The 17,830-nt window shown below is 69.2% G+C and carries 15 protein-coding genes and 1 pseudogene; 7 read left to right on the top strand and 9 right to left on the bottom strand.

Features of this window, described 5'->3' with window-relative positions; all coding sequences use genetic code 11:
- The first annotated feature begins 103 nt into the window (after positions 1 to 103).
- Positions 104 to 721 carry a membrane protein gene (locus tag AC1VVG_RS32720; protein ID WP_034192143.1) on the top strand — a complete coding sequence of 206 codons (618 nt, stop codon included), beginning with the start codon at positions 104 to 106 and terminating at the stop codon, positions 719 to 721.
- 47 nt (positions 722 to 768) lie between these two features.
- Here the strand turns inward: AC1VVG_RS32720 and AC1VVG_RS32715 are convergent.
- A pseudogene (locus AC1VVG_RS32715) lies at positions 769 to 1,512 on the bottom strand (exo-beta-N-acetylmuramidase NamZ domain-containing protein); the annotation flags it as partial.
- A 292-nt stretch (positions 1,513 to 1,804) separates the two neighbouring features.
- Positions 1,805 to 2,281, bottom strand: coding sequence for a hypothetical protein (locus AC1VVG_RS32710; RefSeq protein WP_034192142.1), 477 nt, complete (start codon positions 2,279 to 2,281; stop codon positions 1,805 to 1,807).
- A gap of 466 nt (positions 2,282 to 2,747) precedes the next feature.
- Between AC1VVG_RS32710 and AC1VVG_RS32705 the strand changes: the two genes are divergently transcribed.
- The gene (locus AC1VVG_RS32705) at positions 2,748 to 3,251 is read left to right on the top strand and encodes a lecithin retinol acyltransferase family protein (protein WP_059560997.1); all 504 of its coding nucleotides are present in this window, start codon (positions 2,748 to 2,750) and stop codon (positions 3,249 to 3,251) included.
- A 26-nt stretch (positions 3,252 to 3,277) separates the two neighbouring features.
- Here the strand turns inward: AC1VVG_RS32705 and AC1VVG_RS32700 are convergent, their stop codons facing one another.
- The 4 genes from AC1VVG_RS32700 to AC1VVG_RS32685 form a co-directional block, all read right to left on the bottom strand.
- Positions 3,278 to 3,478 (bottom strand): DUF2188 domain-containing protein, encoded by a 201-nt coding sequence (locus AC1VVG_RS32700; RefSeq protein WP_482837492.1) that lies wholly within the window; start codon positions 3,476 to 3,478, stop codon positions 3,278 to 3,280.
- Between the two features lie 45 nt (positions 3,479 to 3,523).
- Positions 3,524 to 4,780 (bottom strand): putative glycoside hydrolase, encoded by a 1,257-nt coding sequence (locus tag AC1VVG_RS32695; protein WP_034192139.1) that lies wholly within the window; start codon positions 4,778 to 4,780, stop codon positions 3,524 to 3,526.
- Complete coding sequence (locus AC1VVG_RS32690; protein ID WP_367190751.1) at positions 4,773 to 5,567, bottom strand: polysaccharide deacetylase family protein; 795 nt, start codon at positions 5,565 to 5,567, stop codon at positions 4,773 to 4,775. Before AC1VVG_RS32690 ends, AC1VVG_RS32695 begins: the two co-directional genes overlap by 8 nt.
- A gap of 118 nt (positions 5,568 to 5,685) precedes the next feature.
- Entirely contained in the window at positions 5,686 to 6,621 is a 936-nt protein-coding gene (locus tag AC1VVG_RS32685; protein ID WP_034192137.1) for a 1-phosphofructokinase family hexose kinase, read from the bottom strand.
- 183 nt (positions 6,622 to 6,804) lie between these two features.
- On the opposite strand from AC1VVG_RS32685, the gene AC1VVG_RS32680 reads away from it, so the two are divergent.
- On the top strand, positions 6,805 to 8,598 hold the full coding sequence (locus tag AC1VVG_RS32680; protein ID WP_482837491.1) for an adenosylcobalamin-dependent ribonucleoside-diphosphate reductase: 1,794 nt from the start codon (positions 6,805 to 6,807) through the stop codon (positions 8,596 to 8,598).
- A gap of 52 nt (positions 8,599 to 8,650) precedes the next feature.
- Here the strand turns inward: AC1VVG_RS32680 and ftsH are convergent, their stop codons facing one another.
- Genes ftsH through AC1VVG_RS32665 form a run of 3 tightly spaced genes read right to left on the bottom strand, consistent with a single transcriptional unit; the run spans position 8,651 to position 11,789 of the window.
- Entirely contained in the window at positions 8,651 to 10,558 is a 1,908-nt protein-coding gene (gene ftsH / locus AC1VVG_RS32675) for an ATP-dependent zinc metalloprotease FtsH (protein WP_482837490.1), read from the bottom strand.
- A gap of 33 nt (positions 10,559 to 10,591) precedes the next feature.
- Complete coding sequence (locus AC1VVG_RS32670; RefSeq protein ID WP_034192134.1) at positions 10,592 to 11,101, bottom strand: BCAM0308 family protein; 510 nt, start codon at positions 11,099 to 11,101, stop codon at positions 10,592 to 10,594.
- 40 nt (positions 11,102 to 11,141) lie between these two features.
- Positions 11,142 to 11,789: a BON domain-containing protein gene (locus AC1VVG_RS32665; RefSeq protein WP_034192133.1), complete on the bottom strand. Its 648-nt coding sequence runs from the start codon at positions 11,787 to 11,789 to the stop codon at positions 11,142 to 11,144.
- 282 nt (positions 11,790 to 12,071) lie between these two features.
- Between AC1VVG_RS32665 and AC1VVG_RS32660 the strand changes: the two genes are divergently transcribed.
- From AC1VVG_RS32660 to rbbA, 4 genes are all read left to right on the top strand, one after another.
- Positions 12,072 to 12,260 carry a DUF2964 family protein gene (locus AC1VVG_RS32660; protein WP_034192132.1) on the top strand — a complete coding sequence of 63 codons (189 nt, stop codon included), beginning with the start codon at positions 12,072 to 12,074 and terminating at the stop codon, positions 12,258 to 12,260.
- A gap of 182 nt (positions 12,261 to 12,442) precedes the next feature.
- The gene (locus tag AC1VVG_RS32655) at positions 12,443 to 13,939 is read left to right on the top strand and encodes an efflux transporter outer membrane subunit (protein ID WP_034192131.1); all 1,497 of its coding nucleotides are present in this window, start codon (positions 12,443 to 12,445) and stop codon (positions 13,937 to 13,939) included.
- Positions 13,936 to 15,009: an HlyD family secretion protein gene (locus AC1VVG_RS32650; RefSeq protein WP_034192130.1), complete on the top strand. Its 1,074-nt coding sequence runs from the start codon at positions 13,936 to 13,938 to the stop codon at positions 15,007 to 15,009. Before AC1VVG_RS32655 ends, AC1VVG_RS32650 begins: the two co-directional genes overlap by 4 nt.
- Positions 15,006 to 17,828: a ribosome-associated ATPase/putative transporter RbbA gene (rbbA, locus tag AC1VVG_RS32645; protein WP_482837489.1), complete on the top strand. Its 2,823-nt coding sequence runs from the start codon at positions 15,006 to 15,008 to the stop codon at positions 17,826 to 17,828. The genes AC1VVG_RS32650 and rbbA overlap by 4 nt, the downstream gene beginning before the upstream one ends.
- Positions 17,829 to 17,830: the final 2 nt, after the last annotated feature.

Below are 17,830 nucleotides of genomic sequence, written 5' to 3'. Positions count from 1 at the left end.
CCGCGACATGCCGGCACGGCGCGTTGCTTGACGTGAGTCAAGCCGCCGGCCCCTTTCGTCAGCAAAATTGAACCGTGACACCGGATGGCCTGGAATCGAAATCGTGCTGACGCTGGCTATACTTTTTCTGCTGATTCTTCTGCTGAATCTCATGCCTGCGTTCGCCCCGCCTACCTGGATGGCGATGTCGTGGGTCGGGTTCAACCTGCCGGACGGCAATCCGTTGATCTTTGCCATCGTGGCGGCCGGCGCGGCAACGACCGGCCGCGTGATTCTGGCGACCTTCGCACGATCGCTCGTCCGCTCCCGCTGGATGCGGGAATCGGATCGCGAGAATATCGACGTCGCCGCACGCTGGCTGAGAAGGCACCGAACGCTCACCACCGGCGCGTTCTTCTTCTATGCGTTGAGCCCGCTTCCGTCGAACTATCTGTTCATTGCGTACGGACTGTCCGGGTTGCCGCTCAGGATCATCGCGGCGGCCTTCTTCGTCGGCCGCGCGACGACCTATGCGATCTGGGCGCATCTCGGCCGCTTCGCGTCGACCCGGCTCGACGTGGAATCCGAACTTGAAGGCACTTATCTCGGCGGATACTTCGTCGTCACGCAACTGGTGTTGCTGGGTCTCGTGTTCGTGTTGATGAAGCTCGACTGGCGCGCGCTTTTCAACGAACGCCGGTTGACGTTTCGGCGCGGCCATCGCCCGCGCAGCTCCGGTTGACATCGCAGGCAGACTTGCCTGCCCATGCCGCGGCAGGCGTTCCTGCCTCAATACAGCAGGAACGACGCCCGCTCGCGCGCGAAAGCGGCGTTTTGCGCCTCGACCACGCGTTCCATCTCGTCGAGCGACCGCCCCGCCTCCAGCATGTCCGCCACCTCGCGCGAGCCGATCGATGCGCGGATCGCGCCGATCCGGAACTGCGCCGGGTAACGCCGATGCAGCGCCAGCGCGAGTGCCAGCCCGATCACGCCCGGCCGTGCCGGGCCCTGCGGCCGTTCGATGCGCACGCCTTCGCATATCCTGCCGCGATGCGGCTCCTCCGTCGGCACGAAGCGTACTGGCGAGAACGTCGCGTCCAGCCGCATCGCGCGAAGATCGTCGGTGAGGACGCGCCCATCGATCCACGGCGCGCCGACCACGCCGAACGGTGTCGCGGTGCCACGCCCGACGCTGACCGCCGCCCCTTCGACGAGCCCTGTCTCCGGGTAGAGCGACAGCGCGGCGTCATCGCGCAGGTTCGGCGATGGCGGCACCCGGCCGAGCCCGGTGTCGTCGAAGCGCATCGCACGGGCGTAGTTCGCCATCGGCACCACGGTCAGTGCCGCGCCGGTATGCAGGCGGTCGTTGAACAGCCGCGCCAGTTCGCCGAGCGTCATGCCGGGCTGAAGCGGCAACGGGAAGTACCCGGTGAACGTGGCCGGCCCGGCATCGGCCACGGGGCCGCCGAACGTATCGCCGCCCAGCGGGTCCGGGCGGTCGAGCACAAGCACCGGGCGATGCGCGGCGTCGCCCGTCACGACGACCGCACCGGCAAGACGGCCGTCGGCGATCTCGGCGGCGATCGCCTCGTCGATCGTCGCGGCCGTGCCGGATTCCGCCCGCACATCGGCCGGGGCAAGCGCGAACAGCAGCGCGCCGGTCAGCGCGGCGGCGCAGCGGGACCGTAGCGATCGAGCCGGTTTCACCGCATCCATTTCTTCGTGCCGACGAAATCGGCGCTACCGCGTTCGGCACCGAAATCCGCGACGCCGATGGCGCGCACGCCGCGCATTGCCGCTTCGCCGGTCGCGATCGAACGTACGGCTAGCGCGCCGGTTGCTGCTGCGATCCGGCACACCCGCTACACAGACGCATCGCCCCTTGCCGTTCGGGGTCGTGCCAGTAGAAGCGCACGTCGACGGCGCCGCGCGCCGGTACGACGACGTGCCGCACCTCCTGAACGCCCCGGTCGTGCGCGGACACCGTATATCGCCCCGGCGGCACGCGGGCGAACAGGAACGGCCCGCTCGTATGCGCGTCGAGCATCGTCGACTTGCCGGACGACAGCGTGACGTCGACATCGGAAAGATAATGGCCCCGCTTCGAGGCGAACGTGATCCGCAGGTTGTATCGCGGTGCGACGTCGCGAAACGCGGCGACCTCGTCCTGACCGATGCCGCCGGTGACATAAGCGACGCCGTTGCGCACGATCGGCTCGGGCGATGTTTCAGCCAGCGCGTTCGCCACGAGATTCAGCAGGCAGGCTGCCAGCAGCAGCCTCTTCACGGTTCCGGTCCACATCTTCACTCTCCTGATCGAGCACGCAGGGCTGCCATGCCGCCCGTCCGGTCGCGGAACGGGGCGCGTGCGGTGACGTCGCTCGGGCGAGCCGACGACGCTGTCAGCGTCGCGCGGAACGTCGATTTCCCGTTGACTCAAGTCAAGTGCGCGTCTCTCGAAGCCGGGTGATGCGGGACGGGCGCGCGAGACGGTCATCGCGCCCGACCCGCCCCGAACGCGCGGCAAACCCGAAAACTCGGGGAAACAGCATGCGGACGGCGCAATCGTCCGTGACGGCTGTCAGCCGATATTGCAGGGCTCGTCGGAAATTTCCGACACGGCGGCCCGACGTCGGACAGCAAGCTCAGGCCACGCTGATTGTTCCGCGCGGCGCCGCTGCCGATACTGGAAACGTGACAGGACGCAATGCTTTCGCGGCCGGCGCCTGGTTCTTCCACCCCGCCGCCGCAGGACCGAGGAGCTGGCGATGATGGATCCGACCGCAGCACACGCCGACGACGCCATGCCGGATGGCGAACCACCGGTCGGTGCGCACCTCGCGACCCGCCGCCCCGGTTACGTGCATCACGGGATCTACATCGGCGACGGCAACGTGATTCATTACGCGGGATGGTCGCGCCGTGCGAGCGGCGGCCCGGTCGAGGTCGTCACGCTGGACGGCTTCCGGGCCGGTTTCGGGCTCGCGGTCATCCGCCACGCGCGCACGCTGTACGACGGAACGGAGGTAGCGCGCCGCGCGGCATCGCGCCTCGGCGAATGCCGCTACCGACTGCTCACGAACAACTGCGAGCACTTCTGCCTGTGGTGCCTGTTCGGTGTGGGGAGAAGCGAGCAGGTCGCGTCGTGCCTGCGCAACCCGGTGCACGGCATCGCGGTCGCCGTCATGCTCGCCGCGTGCGTGCTGGCCGCGCGGTGGCATCCGGCGATGACCGCGCGCGAATGTCCGGTGCGGTGTACGGCCCAGTTTTGACGGCATGGCGGTCGTGCAGCCGCGCGTCACGTCGACCCGCGCGAGCGCCCGCGCAAGTTGGCGCGCGTATCCTCCCAACGCTTCGCCTGCGCGATCGCGATGCGGCTCGCGCTGCCCTCGGTCCGCCCCTGCCGCAGCAGCGCATTGGCCATCTCGATCGCCTTGCGGCGAACCGGCGGCGGCAGATACCGCATCGAAGGCGGATAACGTTCGTCATTCCACGGCATGATCGATTCGTCTCTCGCACGTTCGCGCCGCCATGCCCGTGCCGCTCAGCGCGGCAACGCGGCAGGATCGTAGCGATTGCGCGGGTTCCACAGCATCCAGCCGTCCGTGCCCGCCGCGTCGGCCGCGTCGACCTGTGCGCGGATCTCGTCGGCATCGAACGGCCGGCGATCGAACGCATAGTCGCGAAACGCCTGGAGCCACGGCCGAAACCGGACACCGCCCAGGCCGGTCCGGCGCTTCGCCTCGGCCAGCGACCGCGCAACGATCTCGCCGGGATGCTCGGTCGGCTTCCGGCAGCCGGGCAGGCCCCACGTGAAGCCGGACGGATACAGCATCGGCGACACATAGTCGACGACCGGTCCGAGCGCGTCGAGCCGCTGCCCGATCGCGGTGTCGTCGGCGTTCCAGCAGACGTACCCGAAGATGTCGGCCGACACGTAGAGGTTGTACGGCCGCAGCCGTTCGCGCGCGCCGGTCAGGAATCCGGTGATTGCCGCGACCCGGTTGGCCTCGGTATTGGGCTCGGCGAACCGGAGACCGTTGGCGTCGGGGAAACGCAGGTAGTCGAACTGGATTTCGTCGAAACCCATGCGGGCAGCCTCCTCGGCGATATCGTAATTGTGTTGCCAGGCCGCCCGCGACGTCGGGTCGATCCAGCGCTGATGCTCGCGGTCCTGCCAGATCCCGCCCGCCGCGTCGCGCACGGCCCACTCGGGATGCGCGCGCGCCAGCGGGTCGTCCTTGAACACGACGATGCGGCCGATCACGTAAAGACCGCGCGCGTGGAACGTCCGCAACAGGTCCGGCAGATCGGGCGGACGAACGATGGCACCTTCGGTATTGCTCGCGGCACCGGAGATGTCGCGCGCCTGGCTGCGATAGGGCGTCACGCCGCTGTCGCCCTTCACGTCGACGACGAGCGCGTTGATCGCCGTCTTGTCCTGCAGGGACAGCGCCGCGTCGCGCAGCGTGTGGTCCGCGACGCCGTAGGCGGACAGATACACGGCTTTCGGACGCACCGGCGTCATCCGGATCGTCTGCGCGCCCTCGGCGGGCGCGAGCGTCACTTCGGTTCGCGCGTAGCCGGGCGCCCGCACGCTCACGCGTGTCCCCGCCGCGTCGATCTCCAGTGACAACGCGCCGTCGCGATCGGCGGTCCGGTTCGCGCCCGCCGCATGGCCGATCGCGCCCGCGAGCGGCTGCCCGTTCGTGGCATCGACGACGGTGATCGTGACGGGCGCCGCCCGGGCGGCGAAGCCGGCGAGCGATACGAGCAGGCAGACGATCAAGCGTTCAATCACGGCTTCCCCCGGCGGTTCTCAACAATCCGTTCATGCACCGTGTGTCGCAGTCGTCCGTCATCAGATAGCGCGGCAACGCCATTGCCGGGTCGGTGACGCGCACGGGGCGCGCGTCGAGCGTGAACGCCGCGACGTAGCCTTCACGGGCGGCCAACTGGTCGGTCTGCGCATCATGGACGCCGAACGGCCAGGCCAGCAGCCTCACCGGCTTACCGGTTTCCGACTCGAGTCGATCTCGTGACCGGCTTAACTGGAACGACACGAAGCGCCGGTAGTCGTCCGGCGTGAGCCGGGCGTGCTCGGTGTGGAAATTCGGATGCCAGTACGTATGGGACTCGATGTCGAACCCGCCGGCCTGCCCGAGCGTGCGCAGCTGGTCCCATGTCATCGCGTAGCTGGCGTTGGAGATGGCGGACGGATAGATGAACAGCGTGACCGGCATCGGACGGGCGGCCAGCAACGGACGCAGCATGTCGTAGACGGAGCGATGACCGTCGTCGACCGTGATCGCGACCGCACGCGCCGGCACGGCATCGGCCTGGCCGCCGTGCCAGCGCACGACGTCGGCAAGCGGCACGATGCGGTAGCCGTTCGCGTCGATTGCCTGCAGCTGATGGCGAAAGGTTTCGGTACGCACCGTCATCGAATCCAGGCGCGTGGCGGCGAACCGGTGATAGACGAGGATCAGCACGCGCGGCGGTGGCGAGTCGACGGTTGCGACGTCGGCGGACGACACCGCCGACACGCACGACAGCAGGAGCAGGCAGGCGATCGGGCGAACGGCCATGGCGGACCTCGTGGAATGGCTGCCCCATTTTTCGCGATCGCGGCGCGAATACCGCTGAGCCAGATCAATGATCGATCGCGCATCGACGCGATCGTGCTTGCGTCGAGCCGGCGAACCGTCAGCTTGCCTGCGCAACCAGTTCGGCATGAATCCGCTCGATGTCGTCGCGGGTGCACAGCGCCGTCCCCGGATGCTCGACCGACGCGGACGATGCCGCCAGCGCGTAGCGGCACGCGTCGTCGAACGGCACGCCGCGCGCCAGCGCCCAGACCATGCCGCCGACGAAACTGTCGCCGGCGCCGACCGTGCTGCATACCGCCGTCGGCCTGGCGGGCAGGCGCAGCGTGCGGTCGCGGGTGACGACCCAGGCGCCGCGCGCACCGAGCGTCAACGCGACGATGTCGGCCTGGCCTCGCGCCACGAGTTCGCTCGCCTTGCGGCACGCCGACGTGTCGTCGAGCGGTTCGCCGGCCAGCGCGCTCAGTTCGCCGAGACTGGGTTTCACGAGATGAACGCCGGCCTCGAGGGCCGCTTGCAGCGCGCGGCCCGCCGCATCGACGACCACCCTGCTTCCCCGTGCCCGGGCCGTTCGCGCGAGCGTCGCATACAGGTCGTCGGGCGCGCCGGGCGGCAGGCTGCCGCTCAGCACGAGGTAACGCGGCGCGGGCTGCATGGCGTCAATGCGGGCCGCGCAGTCCCGCCACTCGGCCTCCGTGACCGGCGGCCCGGGCATCAGGAAGCGGTATTCGCGTCCGGTCGCGGTCTCGGTCACGCACACGTTCTCGCGCGTCTCGCCCGCGATCCGGATGCGCACCGCCGGCAGGCGCTCCGCTTCGAGCAGCAGCGTCAAGACGTCGCCGGTCGGCCCGCCGGCCAGGTACAACGCGACGCAGTCGCCGCCGAGCCGGTGAACGGTCCGGGCGACGTTGATCCCGCCGCCGCCGGGGTCGCGCCGCGGCCGTGCGCAGCGCAGCTTGTGGGTATCGACGATGTGCTCGACCGACGTCGAGACATCGACGGCCGGATTCAGCGTGACGGTCACGATATCGGTCATGGCAGGTTGCTCGTAGTCGATGGCAGGCGCGCAGGACGCCGGCGTGGCTCCACGTTACGTCCGACGCCGGCGACGGCGTTGACCGCCATCAAGCGGTGCCGCGAAAGCGCCCGGTTGCGCTCGATCAACGGCACGGCCGGGCAGGCGCCTACATTGAATCATTCGTTGTCGCCGAGCCCCGCCATGGACGAGCAGCCGCTTTGCACCACCGTGTTCGCCGAACGTTATGCGCAGCCCGGCGAAACGTCTCGCGCGGCCGTCTTCCGTCGGGTCGCGCATGCGCTGTCGCTCGCCGAGCCGACCGGATTGCGTGCGCAGATGGAGCAGGCGTTCTTCCGGAACCTGCAGCACGGTGCGATCGGCGCCGGCCGCATCCTGGCGAACGCCGGCGCACGGACGGGCGGGACGATGATCAACTGCTTCGTCCATCCGCTTGCCGTGTCGCCCGACCGGCCGGTGCAGACCGTCGACGCCGCGCTCGAGCAGGCGCTCGACGACGCGCGGCTCACGCTGTTGATGGGGGGCGGAATCGGCTACGACTTCTCGCCGGTGCCGCCCGCCGGTGCGTACGAACGGCGCCTGTCAGCCGAACGAGGGGCATGCGCGGCCATCGACCGCTTCGATGCCATGTGCGGCGCCCTGCCGTTCACCGGCCCGCGCCGCGGCGCGCAAATGGGCGTGCTGCGCTGCGATCATCCGGATCTCCTCGCGTTCGTCGCCGCCAAGCGCGCACGCATGCGCTGGCCGACGTTCAACCTGTCGGTCGGCATCACGGACGCGTTCATGGAAGCGGTCGCGCACGATCTGCCCTGGGCGCTCGTTCATCACGCGCCGCCCCGCGCCGCATCCGGTGCATCGATCCGGCGGCTGGATGGGCGCTATCTTCATGCAACGGTGCCGGCCCGCGCGCTCTGGCACGCGATCGTCCATGCCGCACGCGACAGCGCCGAACCCGGGTTGCTGTTTCTGGACACGATCCGCGAGGCGAATCCGATGCGCGCGCACGAGCGGATCGACGCGACGAATCCGTGCGGCGAGCAGCCGCTGCCGTCCTACGGCGGTTGCGTGCTCGGACCGATCGACCTGTCGCGGTTCGTCTCTCACCCGTTCGGTGTCGACGGCAAACCGCGCTTCGATGCCGCGGCGCTCGCCGACGCGGTGCGCATCCAGGTGCGCCTGCTCGACAACGTGCTCGACCTGACCGCGTGGCCGCTCGCGGCGCATGAACGGGAGGCGCGCCGGATGCGGCGCGTCGGCGTGGGCGTCACCGGGCTGGGCGACGCGCTGACGATGCTGCGGTTGCGCTACGACAGCATCGACGCGCGTACGGTGGCGGCCGGCATCGCGCGGACGATGCGCGAGCATGCGTTTGCCGCGTCCGCTGCGCTTGCCGCCGAGCGCGGCGCATTTCCCGCCTACGATCCGGCCGCCTATCTGAGCGGCCCCGCGTACCGCATGCGCCTGCAGCTGAAGGTCCATCACGCGATCGCGCGGCACGGGCTGCGCAACAGCCATCTGCTGTCGTTTGCGCCGGCCGGCAGCGTGAGCCTCGCCTTCTGCGACAACTGTTCGAACGGGATCGAGCCGGCCGTCGGCTGGACGCAGCGCCGCATGGTGCGCACGGCGGACGGGCGGATCCGTCCGTTTCGCGTGGAGAATCACGCTTACCGGCTGTTTCGCGAGCGGCACGGCGAGCACGTCGCGCTACCGGACTACTTCGTCACGGCGGCGGATATCGCACCGTCCGATCACGTCGCGATGCTCGCCGCATTGCAGCCGTGCGTCGACGCCGGCATCTCGAAGACCGTCACGATGCCCGGCCAGTGTTCGCTCGCCCAGGTCGATGCGCTGTTCTTCCAGGCCTGGCGCGACCGGCTCAAGGGCATCACCGTCTTCCGCCCCGATCCGCAGCTTGCGTCGGTCGTCGCGGATGACGCGGCACGACCGTGCGACAACGCCGTCTGCATCAGCTGTTGACCGGCACCATGGCCGACGGCAGGCGTCCGGCGTCGTTCCGGCGCTCGATCGCTCAGGCGGAGACGCCGGTGACGGCTTCCGTATCGGCTTGCGCCGGACGGTGCTCCCCGTCGCCATCGTCCGGCGGCCCCATGAGGGCCACCAGCCTGTCGTGATCGATCGATTCGTGCTGCAACAGGCTCTGCGCGATCCGTTCGAGCGCATCGCGACGCGCGCCGAGCGTCGCCGCAACCCGCGCATGCGCGTCCTCGAGCAGCGCGCGCACTTCCCCGTCGATCAGTTGCGCCGTGTGCTCGCTGCAGCGGCCGTCGCCCGGCGTCCACACGCCGGGCGCCCCGCCCGGCGATGCCGCGTCGTCGAGCGTCATCAGGCCGATCGCGTCGCTCATCCCGTACTGCATGACCATGTGCCGCGCCAGCGCGGTCGCGCGTTCGAGATCGTTCTGCGCGCCGGTCGAGACGTCGCCGAACGCGATTTCCTCGGCCACCCGGCCGCCCAGCAACACGTCGAGCCGGTCGAGCAGTTCGCTCCGGCGCAGCACGTAGCGATCCTCGGTCGGCACTTGCTGCGTATAGCCGAGCGCCGCGATGCCGCGCGGGATGATCGACACCTTCTTCACCGGATCGCAGTGCGCACGGCTTTGCGCGACGAGCGCGTGCCCTGCCTCATGGTAGGCGATGGTCCGCTTCTCCTGTTCGTTCATCACGCGGCTCTTGCGCTCCATGCCCGTCATCGCGCGATCGATCGCCTCGTCGAAGTCGGCCATGCCGATCGCTGGCTTGCCGAGTTCGGCCGCATGCAGCGCGGCTTCGTTGACGACGTTCGCGAGATCGGCGCCGACGAAGCCCGGCGTGCGCGACGCCAGCTCGGCCAGATCGACTTCCGGCGCGAGTTTCACGCGCTTCGTATGCACGGCCAGGATCTGCTTGCGTCCGGTCAGGTCCGGCCGGTCGATCGCGATGTGGCGGTCGAACCGTCCGGGGCGCAGCAGCGCCGGATCCAGGATCTCCGGCCGGTTGGTCGCGGCCATGATGATGACGCCCGAATTCGCCTGAAAGCCGTCCATCTCGACGAGCAGCTGGTTGAGCGTCTGTTCGCGCTCGTCGTTGCCCGACATCAGTCCGACGCCGCGCGCCTTGCCGAGCGCGTCCAGTTCGTCGATGAACACGATGCACGGTGCCTTCTGCTGCGCCTGCCCGAACAGGTCGCGCACGCGGGCCGCGCCCACGCCGACGAACATCTCGACGAATGCCGACCCGCTGATCGTGAAGAACGGCACGCCCGCCTCGCCGGCAACGGCACGTGCCAGCAGCGTCTTGCCGGTGCCCGGCGCGCCGACGATCAGCACGCCCTTCGGAATCTTGCCGCCGAGCCGCTGATAACGTTCGGGGCTGCGCAGGAACGCGACGATCTGCTGCAACTCGGCCTTCGCCTCGTCGATACCCGCGATGTCGTCGAACGTGATGCCGGTTTCCTGCTGCACGTACACGCGGGCCTGGCTTTTGCCCATGCCGCTCAGGTCCCTCATCCCGCCCGGCCGCCGCATCATGAAGTTCCACACCAGCAAGAACATGATCATCGGAAACATCCACGTCGCGAGCGTCGCGATCCAGCCCGAATCCGGCATCCCGCGATAGCGGATGCCGGCGGCGGTCAGCGCGGCGACCAGATGATCGTCGCCGACGCGGTTCGTCGTGAAGCGCCACGGCGGCCCGGCTTGCTTGACGGCAACCGCGTCGGAAGCCGGCAGCAGCGCGCCGGCTTCAGGCATGCGCAGCGCACCCGAGATCGACGACTGACCGATTTCGAGCTCGTCGACGAGCCGCGCGTCGACCAGCCGATGAAAATCGCTGTACGAAATCGATGTCGTCGCCGGCTGGGCCATCAGCAACTGATAGGCGATCAGGATGGCGAACGCGATCGGGATCAGCAACGCGGAGTAGTCGAATGGCTTCTTCATGACGTCGCGCCTGTGCGCCGGACTCGCGACCGCTCAAGCCGCGTCACGCGTCCAGCTCGCGCGCAGCAGGTCCTCGCTGTCGCGATAGTTGAATGCCAGCGCGCCGTGATGCGCATGCAGCAGCGCCTCGCCCATGCGCCTCACCACGTGCACGCCGGTGGTTCGAATCACGAGCGTGTCGCCGGATTGCTCGATCTCCATGATGCGTTCGAGCGCGTGCTCGCTCATTTCCAGACCGGCTTGCCGCTCGAGCAGTTCGAGGATCGCCGAGCGATGCTTGCGCATGTATTCGCCGCGCAGCACCAGTTCGCCCGCCGGCGCGTTTTCCCGCATGCGCTTGCAGGCCGGGCATTCGAGCTGACGCCGGTCGAGCGGCGTCGCGTACCAGGTCCAGCGGCCGGCATCGCAGACGGCCCCGCATCCGTCGCAGATCCGGTCGCCCGGCGGCCGTTTCGGCTCGCGGTAACTGTCCTTCGTGTGCGGCTGCATGCGCTTGTCGCGGCGCAGATAGTGGCGGCCGGGGCCGGAATGCGAGCGATTCATGGCTGCTTCTCCGTGGTAATGGACCGTACGGGCGCGACGTTCACGCGACAGTCAGCCGGTCGACGACCTCGCGCACGCCCCTGACCGACGCCGCCGCGCCACACGCGGCGCGTCGTTCCGCCAGCGACGCGACCGTGCCCGTCAGCGTGACGATGCCGTCGTCCGCATCGATCGAGATCCCGGCGGACTCGCGCTGCGCGCGACGGGCCAGCGCTTCGGCGATCCGGGTGCCCACGTCGGGCACCGTATGGTCGGCGCGCACCCGAATGCGGTTCGCGACGCCGACGACGCCTTTCATCCGGCTCACCATCTTTTCCGCCGCACGGCTCTGGTATGCATGATCGACCTCGCCGTCGAGCGTCACGCAGCCGTGATCGACCTCGACGCGAATCGCGTGATCGCGCAATGCCTCCTGCCAGCCGAGCGCGAACGTGATCGCGATCGCCAGTTCGTGGTCGGCGCAGGCATCCTCCGGCGGCTCGACGTTCAGCTCGAGCACCAGCGCGCGCGCATCCGCGACATGCAGCGCGGTTTTCTGCGCCTCGAGCTTCTGGGCCCAGCTGTCGACCGTGCCGCGCAGCGTCACGATCCGGTCGCGTACGTCGACGTCGATCCGGCGCGCATCGATCGCCGGATTCCAGAACAGCGCCTGCTCGACATCCTGCTTGAGTGCTGCATCGGACTTCATGTCGGTCTCCCGTCCGGGCGCGTGCCGATCGCGAAGCGTGCGACCGGACGCGTGCCGTACCCGATTCAGCATCGCGCATGGCGGCGCCGGCGGCTTGACGAGGATCAATCAACCGCGGGCTTGCCGGCACGGCACGCGCATGCGTCACCGCTGAATTCGTCTGTTGATGCAGATCAACGGTGCGCCGCGGCGCGACTCGATCATGACCGGAGACGCCGCGAACGCCGCGACAACGCCGGCAGGTCGCGTCGAGAGGGCAGAACCGCTTCCCGGGAGACCGTCATGAACCGAAAGCAGTACCGCATCGCACTCGCGACGCTGAGCGTGTTCATCGCGCTGGCATCGCTGGCCGGCATCGTGCACGGCATGCTGTTCGACGAACGGGTGTTCAGGTATTCGATCGTCACGTTGATCCTGAGCATCCTGTCGTTCGTCGTGCTGCTGAATCTCGCGCCCGGCGACCGCCTGTAAATGGCGCATCGGCCGGGCGATCTGGCGTTTGCCTGTCAAGCGAGGGTTCACTCGAAACGCATTACAGCGGCAGTGATGCAGATCAAGGGAGCGCGCGGCAATCGTCGGATATAAGTGAACCCGAAGCGGCGTCGCCATGAAGGCGGCGTCATCCAGTGTTCGCGTATCCGATGGGAGATCCCATGCGCGCCGTCGCGCTTCCGCCGCTGTTTCAGCCTGCCTTCGCGCGGCGCATGCGTCTCGTTGCGCTGGCCGCGGGTGCGGCCCTGCTGTCCGGATGCCTGTCGTTCGCGCCACCCGACGAACGTCCGGCCGCCCCGATCCCCGCCGCGTTCCCCGATCCGTCGGCTCGCGGCCCCGCCATTGCACAAGCGCCGCCTGCCTGGCAAGACTACTTCGTCGATGCACGCCTGCGCGCGTTGATCGAGCAGGCGCTCGCCAACAACCGCGATCTGCGTGCCGCCGTGGCCCGCGTCGAACAGGCGCGCGCCGTCTACGGCATCCGCGGCGCGGATCAGTGGCCGACGATCGGCGCCGGCGCGGCCTATGCGCGGTTTCGCACGCCCGGCGGCTTCCTGACGCCCGCGCCGATCGTCGGCCAGGTCTATGAAGTCCAGCTGGCCGAGACGCAATGGGAGATCGATTTCTGGGGCCGCGTGCGCAACCTGAAGGCGTCGGCGCTGCAGCGCTATCTCGCGAGCGACGCGGCCCGGCAGGCGATGGCGTTGAGCGTGATCACCGGCGTCGCGAACGCCTACCTGACCCTGTGCGAGATCGATGAACGGATCGCGCTGACGCGCGCGACGATCGATACACGACGCGAGTCGCTGCGGATTTTCCGGCTGCGTCATGCGGCCGGTGCGATCTCGCGCCTGGACCTCACGCAATCGGAGATCCTGCTGCAGCAGGCCGAGTCGCTCGGCACGCAGCTGGCGCAGGCGCGTGCATCGGCTGCCGATGCGCTGGCATTGCTGGTCGGCGCGACGCCGGAGCGGGCGGACACGCCGCTCACGCTCGACGACGGCGCCGTGATGCCGTCGCTCGCCCCGGGCCTGCCCGCCTCGCTGCTGACCCGGCGTCCGGACGTGATGGCCGCGGAGCACGAACTGCAGGCGACGCGCGCGAATATCGGCGCGGCCCGCGCGGCGTTCTTCCCGCGCATCGCGTTGACGAGCGCGATCGGTTCGGGAAGCAGCGCGCTGCACGACCTGCTGTCGTCCGGAGCGGGCGTGTGGTCGGTGATCCCGAACGTCACGCTGCCGCTCGTCGACGGCGGCCGCAACCGGTCGAATCTCGCCCTCGCGCGCGCGCAGCGCGACGAGGCCCTCGCGCAGTACGAGCAGACCGTGCAGCGCGCATTTCGCGACGTGTCCGATGCCCTCGCCGCGCGCTACTGGCTCGCCGATCAGGTCGCGATCGAGCATGCCACGCTCGTCTCCCAGATGGAGCGGGCGCGCCTCGCGAAGCTGCGCTACGACAGCGGCGCCACCCGCTTCCTCGAAGTCCTCGATGCACAACGGGACCTGATGAACGCGGAGCAGCAATGGGTCATGACACGTCGCGCGTTGCTGTCGAGCCGCGTCGCGCTGTACGGCGCGCTCGGCGGCGGAACGACCGATACCGGCAAGACCGCCGCCGCACCGGACCACCTTTCCACCGATTCGGGTTCCCGACAATGAAAACCATCAAGCACCCTCTTCTGATCGGTGCCGGTGCGGCCGTGCTCGCGATCGGCCTCACGTATTACGGGTGGACCCGCTGGCGCGACGGACAGTCGGATGCGGGCCTCGTCAGCGGCAACGGCCGCATCGAGGCGACCGAGATCGACGTCGCGACCAAGCTGCCGGGACGGGTCACCGCGATGCTCGTCGACGAAGGCGACTTCGTGACGGCCGGTCAACCGCTGGCACGCATGGACGTCGTCGTCCTGCAGGCCCAGCTCGACGAGGCGCAGGCCCGGGAACAGCAGGCCGTGAACACCGCGGCGAGCATCGACGCGCAGGTGGCCCAGCGCCGCAGCGACAAGGCCGCCGCCGCCGCGCTCGTCGTGCAGCGGGAAAGCGAGTTGGACGCCGCGATGCGACGCCTCGCGCGTTCCGAAACGCTGTCGCGGGACGGTGCGTCGTCGCTGCAGGAACTCGACGACGATCGCGCCCGCGCGGGCAGCCTGAAAGCGACCGTGAATGCCGCGCGCGCCCAGGTGGACGCCGCCCAGGCCGGGATCGACGCGACCCGCGCGCAGCTCGTCGCGGCGCGCTCGGCCGTGACGGCCGCGCAGGCGACGGTCGCACGCGTGCGGGCCGACATCTCGGACAGCGAGCTGACGTCGCCGCGCGACGGGCGCGTCCAGTATCGCATCGCCGAATCCGGTGAAGTCCTGCCGGCGGGCGGCAAGGTGCTCAATGTCGTCGACCTGTCCGACGTCTACATGACGTTCTTCCTGCCCGAAACGGTCGTCGGCAGGGTGCCGCTCGGCGCCGACGTGCGGATCGTGCTCGATGCGGCACCGGAATACGTGATTCCGGCCCGCGTGTCGTACGTGTCGAGCACCGCGCAATTCACGCCGAAGACGGTCGAGACGGCCACCGAACGGCAGAAGCTGATGTTTCGGGTCAAGGCACGCATCGACCGCGACCTGCTGCAGCGCCACCTGAAACTCGTCAAGACCGGCCTGCCGGGCGTCGCGTGGCTGAAGACCGATCCGGGCGCAGGCTGGCCGGCCCGCCTCGCGATCAAGGTGCCGCAATGAAGTCGACGTTGCCCGTCGACACCGGGGCCGGCGCGGCGGAAGATCCGCCGGCGTCCGCGCCATCGGGCATGGTCGCCCGGCTGTCGGGTGTCTCGTTGCGCTACGGCGCCACGTGCGCGCTGGACGACGTGACGCTCGACATCCCGGCCGGCCGCATGATCGGGCTGATCGGGCCGGACGGTGTCGGCAAGTCGAGCCTGCTCGCGCTCGTGTCCGGCGCGCGGGCGATCCAGCAGGGCCGGGTCTGGACGCTCGACGGCGACCTGTCGTCGCGCCGCCATCGCGCGCGGGTATGCCGGCGCATCGCCTACATGCCGCAAGGCCTGGGCCGGAACCTGTACGCGACGCTGTCGGTCGAGGAAAACCTGCAGTTCTTCGCGAGACTGTTCGGCCACGATGCGGCCGAGCGGCGCCGCCGCATCGACGCACTCACGCACAGCACCGGCCTTCATGCGTTTCTCGACCGCCCTGCCGGCAAACTGTCCGGCGGCATGAAGCAGAAACTCGGCCTCTGCTGCGCGTTGATCCACGATCCCGACCTGCTGATCCTCGACGAGCCGACAACCGGGGTCGACCCGCTGTCGCGCGCCCAGTTCTGGGAACTGATCGAACGCATCCGCGCCGCGCGTCCTGCGATGAGCGTGCTCGTGGCAACCGCCTACATGGACGAGGCACGGCGGTTCGACCGGCTGATCGCGATGGACGCCGGCCGCGTGCTGGCGACGGGCAGCCCCGCGGAGCTGCTCGCCCGCACCGGTTGCGACACGCTGGAAGACGCGTTCGTCGCGCTGCTGCCGGAAGCGCGGCGGCACGGGCACCAGCCGGTCCGGCCGACGCCGTTCGAGCCCGGCGCGGCCGTCGACTACGCGATCGAGGCCGACGCGCTGACGATGCGCTTCGGCGATTTCGTCGCGGTGGACCACGTGAGCCTGAAGATCCGGCGCGGCGAAATCTTCGGGTTTCTCGGCTCCAATGGCTGCGGCAAATCGACGACGATGAAGATGCTCACGGGCTTGCTCGCCGCGTCCGAAGGCACGGCGACGCTGTTCGGCCGGCCGGTCGCCGCGAACGACATCGACACGCGCAGGCGGGTCGGCTACATGTCGCAGGGGTTTTCGCTGTACGGCGAGCTGACCGTCCGGCAGAACCTCGTGCTGCATGCGCGCCTGTTCGGCGTGCCCGAACCGGACCTGCCCGCGCGGATCACCGAAATGGTCGGGCGCTTCGGGCTCGCCGAGGTGCTCGACGCGCTGCCCGAACGCCTGCCGCTCGGCATACGCCAGCGGCTCTCGCTTGCCGTGGCGATGGTCCACAAGCCCGACCTGCTGATCCTGGACGAACCGACGTCGGGCGTGGATCCGGTGGCGCGGGACGACTTCTGGCGCTTGATGATCGCGCTCGCGCGCAACGATCGGGTCACGATCTTCATTTCGACGCACTTCATGAACGAGGCCGCCCGTTGCGACCGCATCTCGCTGATGCACGCGGGCCGCGTGCTGGCGAGCGCCGCGCCCGACGAACTGGTCCGCCAGCGCGGCGCCGGCACGCTCGAGGAGGCGTTCATCGGCTACTTGAGCGACGCGCAGCGTACCGACGCCGCGGACGGCGCGGACGGCGCACCGTCCGACGCCGGCTGGCTCGCCCCGCCGCCCGCGGCGGCCGGTGCGGGCGGCGGCGGCGCCCATGCGGCGGCGTGGTTCAGCCCGGCGCGCGCCGGCAGTTATCTGTGGCGCGAAGTGCTGGAGCTGCGACGCGACCCGTTGCGCGCGACGCTGGCGCTGTTCGGCTCGCTCGTGCTGATGTGCGTGATCAGCATCGGGATCAGCCTCGACGTCGACAACCTGACGTTCGCGGTGCTCGACCGCGATCAGTCGATCCTGAGCCAGGACTATGCGCAGAACCTCGCCGGTTCCCGCTACTTCGTGCCGCGCGCGCCGCTCGTCGACGATCGCGACATCGAGCGCCGCATGCGCAACGGCCGGCTGTCGCTCGCGATCGAGATCCCGCCCGGTTTCGCGCGCGACGTCGCGCGCGGGCGCCGCGTCGAGATCGGCGCATGGGTCGACGGTGCGATGCCGATGCGCGCGGAAACGATCCGCGGCTACGTGGCCGGCATGCACGAGAACTGGCTGCGCGACCAGGCGAAGCGCCGGCTCGGCATGTCGCTCGCGCCGGCCGTCGACATCGCGATCCGCTATCGCTACAACCCCGACGTCAAGAGCCTGCCGGCCATGATTCCCGCGATCATGCCGATGCTGCTGCTGATGCTGCCCGCGATGCTGACCGCGCTCGCGGTCGTGCGGGAGCGCGAGCTCGGCTCGATCGTCAACCTGTACGTGACGCCCGTCACGCGGGCCGAATTCCTGCTCGGCAAGCAGGCGCCGTACGTCATGCTCGCCATGCTGAACTTCCTGCTGATGGTCGTGCTGGCCGACGTCGTGTTCGGCGTGCGGATCAAGGGCAGTTTCGCGACGCTGGCGGCCGCGGTGCTGATCTTCAATGTCGTGGCCACCGGCATCGGGCTGTTCGCGTCGACGTTCACCCGCAGCCAGATCGCCGCGATCTTCATGACGATCGTCGGCACGCTGATTCCCGTCGTGCAGTTCTCGGGCCTGCTCACGCCGCTGTCGTCGCTCGAGGGCAGCGGCAAGTGGGTCGGCACCGCCTATCCGGCCACCTACATGCTCGCGATCAGCCGCGGCGTCTACAACAAGGCGCTCGGGCTGGCCGACCTGTCGTCCCAGTTCTGGCCGATGCTCGCGGCCGTGCCGGTCATCATGGTGGCGACCGGCATCCTGCTGCGCAAGCAGGAGCGGTGATC

The sequence above is a fragment of the Burkholderia sp. L-4 genome (genome assembly GCF_056856535.1).
Note: the sequence above shows the minus strand (reverse complement) of the source record. Positions and strands in the feature narration are given on the sequence as shown.